Below are 4199 nucleotides of genomic sequence, written 5' to 3' on the forward strand. Positions count from 1 at the left end.
TGGCAGGGCCAGGGCGGTGCCCGTCCCACTCCGGGCGGCATGCCGCGTCCGCAGGCTCCCCGTCCGGGCGGTGCCCCCGGTGGTAACCGTCCGAACCCGGGCATGATGCCGCAGCGTCCCGCTGCGGGCCCGCGTCCCGGTGGTGGCCCCGGCGGTGGCCGTGGTCCCGGCGGTGGCGGTCGTCCGGGTGGCGGCGGTGGCGGCGCAGGTCGTCCCGGTGGCGGCGGCTTCGCGGGCCGTCCGGCCGGTCCCGGTGGCGGTGGCGGCGGTTTCGCCGGTCGTCCCGGTGGCGGCGGTGGCGGCGCGGGTCGTCCCGGCGGTGGCGGCGGCTTCGGCGGTCGTCCCGGCTTCGGTGGACGTCCCGGCGGTCCCGGTGGCCGTGGTGGCACGCAGGGCGCGTTCGGTCGTCCCGGCGGTCCCGCGCGTCGTGGTCGCAAGTCGAAGCGGCAGAGGCGCCAGGAGTACGAGGCCATGCAGGCCCCGTCGGTGGGCGGCGTCATGCTGCCTCGCGGCAACGGACAGTCCGTCCGGCTGTCGCGCGGTGCCTCCCTCACCGACTTCGCGGAGAAGATCAACGCCAACCCGGCGTCGCTCGTCGCCGTGATGATGAACCTCGGCGAGATGGTCACGGCGACGCAGTCCGTCTCCGACGACACCCTCAGGCTGCTCGCGGACGAGATGAACTACGTCCTCGAGATCGTCAGCCCCGAGGAGGAGGACCGCGAGCTGCTCGAGTCCTTCGACATCGAGTTCGGCGAGGACGAGGGCGGCGAAGAGGCTCTGGTCTCCCGTCCGCCGGTCGTGACCGTCATGGGTCACGTCGACCACGGCAAGACCCGACTGCTGGACGCGATCCGCAAGACGAACGTCGTCGCGGGCGAGGCCGGCGGCATCACCCAGCACATCGGTGCCTACCAGGTCTCCTCCGAGGTCAACGGCGAGGACCGCCGGATCACCTTCATCGACACCCCGGGTCACGAGGCGTTCACCGCCATGCGTGCCCGTGGTGCGAAGTCCACCGACATCGCGATCCTCGTGGTGGCGGCGAACGACGGTGTGATGCCCCAGACGATCGAGGCGCTGAACCACGCCAAGGCGGCCGAGGTGCCGATCGTGGTCGCGGTCAACAAGATCGACGTCGAGGGTGCCGACCCGACCAAGGTGCGCGGTCAGCTCACCGAGTTCGGTCTGGTGGCCGAGGAGTACGGCGGCGACACGATGTTCGTCGACATCTCCGCCAAGCAGGGTCTGCACATCGACCAGCTGCTGGAGGCCGTGGTCCTGACCGCGGACGCCTCGCTCGACCTGCGGGCCAACCCGGAGCAGGACGCGCAGGGTATTGCGATCGAGTCCCACCTCGACCGCGGCCGCGGTGCCGTCTCGACGGTCCTCGTCCAGCGCGGAACGCTGCGCATCGGCGACACGATGGTGGTCGGCGACGCGTACGGCCGTGTCCGGGCGATGCTCGACGACAACGGCAACAACGTCGAGGAAGCGGGTCCGTCGACCCCCGTCCTCGTGCTGGGTCTCACCAACGTCCCGGGTGCCGGCGACAACTTCCTGGTGGTCGACGAGGACCGTACGGCCCGTCAGATCGCCGAGAAGCGTGCCGCCCGTGAGCGCAACGCCAACTTCGCCCGCAAGGGCGTCCGGTTCTCCCTGGAGAACCTCGACGAGGCGCTCAAGGCCGGTCTGGTCCAGGAACTCAACCTCATCATCAAGGGCGACGCGTCCGGTTCGGTGGAGGCTCTCGAGTCCTCGCTGCTCCAGCTCGACGTCGGCGACGAGGTCGACATCCGGGTCCTGCACCGCGGTGTGGGTGCGGTCACCGAGTCGGACATCGACCTGGCGACCGGCTCCGACGCCATCGTCATCGGCTTCAACGTCCGTGCTGCCGGGCGTGCCCAGCAGATGGCGGAGCGCGAGGGTGTCGACGTCCGCTACTACTCGGTGATCTACCAGGCCATCGAGGAGATCGAGGCGGCCCTCAAGGGCATGCTCAAGCCGGAGTACGAAGAGGTCGAGCTCGGTACGGCGGAGATCCGCGAGATCTTCCGCTCGTCCAAGCTGGGCAACATCGCCGGTGTGCTGGTCCGGTCCGGCGAGGTCAAGCGCAACACCAAGGCGCGCCTGCTGCGCGATGGCAAGGTCATCGCGGAGAACCTCAACATCTCCGGTCTGCGCCGCTTCAAGGACGACGTCACCGAGATCCGCGAAGGCTTCGAGGGCGGTATCAACCTCGGAAACTTCAACGACATCAAGATCGACGACGTCATCGCGACGTACGAGATGCGCGAGAAGCCGCGAGGCTGACCCGCAGGGATGTCCGGGGGACACACCCCCCGGACCCCCTTTCAACAGTCGGGGCCGGTCGACGGGTCATATTTCCGTCGATCGGCCCCGGCCGTTCCGTGTACGGTTCTTGTGTCCCTGCCAAACGCGCAGGGCACGAACCCGAACCGGCGGGACATCCGGGCATACATGTATGTGGGGACACTGTCCTTCGATCTGCTTCTCGGCGACGTACGGTCGTTGAAGGAGAAACGCTCCGTCGTCCGTCCGATCGTCGCCGAGCTCCAGCGCAAGTACCCGGTGAGTGTGGCGGAGGTGGGCGATCAGGATCTCCATCGCAGGGCCGAGATCGGCCTCGCCGTGGTCTCCGGGGACACCGGACACCTCACAGACGTACTCGACCGGTGCGAGCGGCTGATCGCTGCCCGGCCCGAGGTGGAGCTGTTGTCCGTACGACGACGGCTGCACAGCGACGAAGACGATTGAGCAAGGCTGAGAAGGAGACGGACCAGTGGCCGACAACGCGCGGGCGAAAAAGCTGGCGGACCTCATCCAGGAGGTGGTGGCCGAGAAACTGCAGCGCGGTATCAAGGACCCGCGTCTGGGTACGCACGTGACCATCACGGACACCCGGGTCACCGGTGATCTGCGGGAGGCCACGGTCTTCTACACGGTCTACGGCGACGACGAGGAGCGGGCGAGCGCCGCGGCCGGCCTGGAGAGCGCCAAGGGCATCCTGCGTTCCGCGGTCGGAGCGGCGGCGGGGACGAAGTTCACCCCCACGCTGGCCTTCGTGGCCGACGCCCTTCCGGAGAACGCCAAGGCGATCGAGGACCTCCTCGACCGGGCGCGTGCCTCGGACGCGCGGGTGCGCGAGGCGTCCTCGGGCGCCACGTACGCCGGTGGCGCGGACCCGTACCGCAAGGCGGACGAGAACGACGAGGACACCGCCTCCGAATGACACCGCAGAACAGGACGCCGGATGGCCTTGTCATTGTCGACAAGCCGTCCGGCTTCACTTCGCACGACGTCGTCGCCAAAATGCGCGGCATCGCCCGGACCCGCCGCGTCGGCCATGCCGGCACGCTGGACCCGATGGCGACGGGCGTTCTCGTGCTCGGTGTCGAGAAGGCCACCAAGCTGCTGGGCCATCTCGCACTGACCGAGAAGGAGTACCTCGGCACGATCAGGCTCGGCCAGGACACCGTCACGGACGACGCGGAGGGCGAGATCACCTCGTCGACCGACGCATCCGGAGTGACCCGTGAGGGTATCGACGCGGGGGTCGCGGCCCTGACCGGACCGATCATGCAGGTGCCGTCCAAGGTCAGCGCCATCAAGATCGACGGCAAGCGGTCCTACGCCCGGGTGCGCGGCGGCGAGGAGTTCGAGATCCCGGCCCGGCCGGTGACGATCTCGTCCTTCAACGTCTACGACGTCCGCGAGGCGATCGCCGAGGACGGGACGCCGGTCGTCGACCTGGTCGTCTCCGTCGTCTGCTCCTCCGGTACGTACATCCGCGCGATCGCCCGCGACCTCGGCGCCGGGCTCGGCGTCGGCGGGCATCTGACCGCGCTGCGGCGGACCCGGGTCGGGCCGTACGGACTCGACGTGGCGCGGACGCTCGACCAGCACCAGCAGGAGCTGACCGTGATGCCGGTGGCCGAGGCCGCGGCCTCGGCCTTCCCCCGCTGGGACGTGGACGAGAAGCGTGCCAGGCTGCTGCTGAACGGGGTGCGGCTGGACATGCCCGCCTTCCCGCCGGGACCGGTCGGGGTCTTCGGGCCCGACGGACGGTTCCTGGTGCTCGTCGAGGAACAGAAGGGCAAGGCCAAGAGCCTCGCTGTTTTCGCCTGACCGGTGCCCCGGCTCCCGGGGCCCCCATCGTGGAGCGGGCGGCCCCGGCG

Annotated in this window: 4 protein-coding genes; all 4 read left to right on the forward strand. The window is 69.6% G+C overall.

Annotation, left to right across the window (positions count from 1 at the left end; genetic code table 11):
• A partial coding sequence (gene infB / locus ACFU8Q_RS39750; protein ID WP_384464597.1) for a translation initiation factor IF-2 occupies positions 1-2313 on the forward strand: 2313 nt, incomplete at its 5' end.
• Between the two features lie 168 nt (positions 2314-2481).
• Positions 2482-2778 carry a DUF503 domain-containing protein gene (locus tag ACFU8Q_RS39755; RefSeq protein ID WP_384464606.1) on the forward strand — a complete coding sequence of 99 codons (297 nt, stop codon included), beginning with the start codon at positions 2482-2484 and terminating at the stop codon, positions 2776-2778.
• Between the two features lie 25 nt (positions 2779-2803).
• On the forward strand, positions 2804-3253 hold the full coding sequence (gene rbfA, locus ACFU8Q_RS39760) for a 30S ribosome-binding factor RbfA (protein ID WP_384464600.1): 450 nt from the start codon (positions 2804-2806) through the stop codon (positions 3251-3253).
• Complete coding sequence (truB, locus tag ACFU8Q_RS39765) at positions 3250-4149, forward strand: tRNA pseudouridine(55) synthase TruB (RefSeq protein ID WP_384464603.1); 900 nt, start codon at positions 3250-3252, stop codon at positions 4147-4149. Before rbfA ends, truB begins: the two co-directional genes overlap by 4 nt.
• Positions 4150-4199 lie beyond the last annotated feature (50 nt).

This window comes from Streptomyces sp. NPDC057543, assembly GCF_042801895.1.
In the GTDB taxonomy this organism is placed as follows: domain Bacteria; phylum Actinomycetota; class Actinomycetes; order Streptomycetales; family Streptomycetaceae; genus Streptomyces.

Bases quoted from the DNA above. Each gene is read 5' to 3' on its own strand.
- ACFU8Q_RS39755 (WP_384464606.1), top strand. From the start codon at position 2,482: ATGTATGTGGGGACACTGTCCTTCGATCTGCTTCTCGGCGACGTACGG.
- truB (WP_384464603.1), top strand. From the start codon at position 3,250: ATGACACCGCAGAACAGGACGCCGGATGGCCTTGTCATTGTCGACAAG.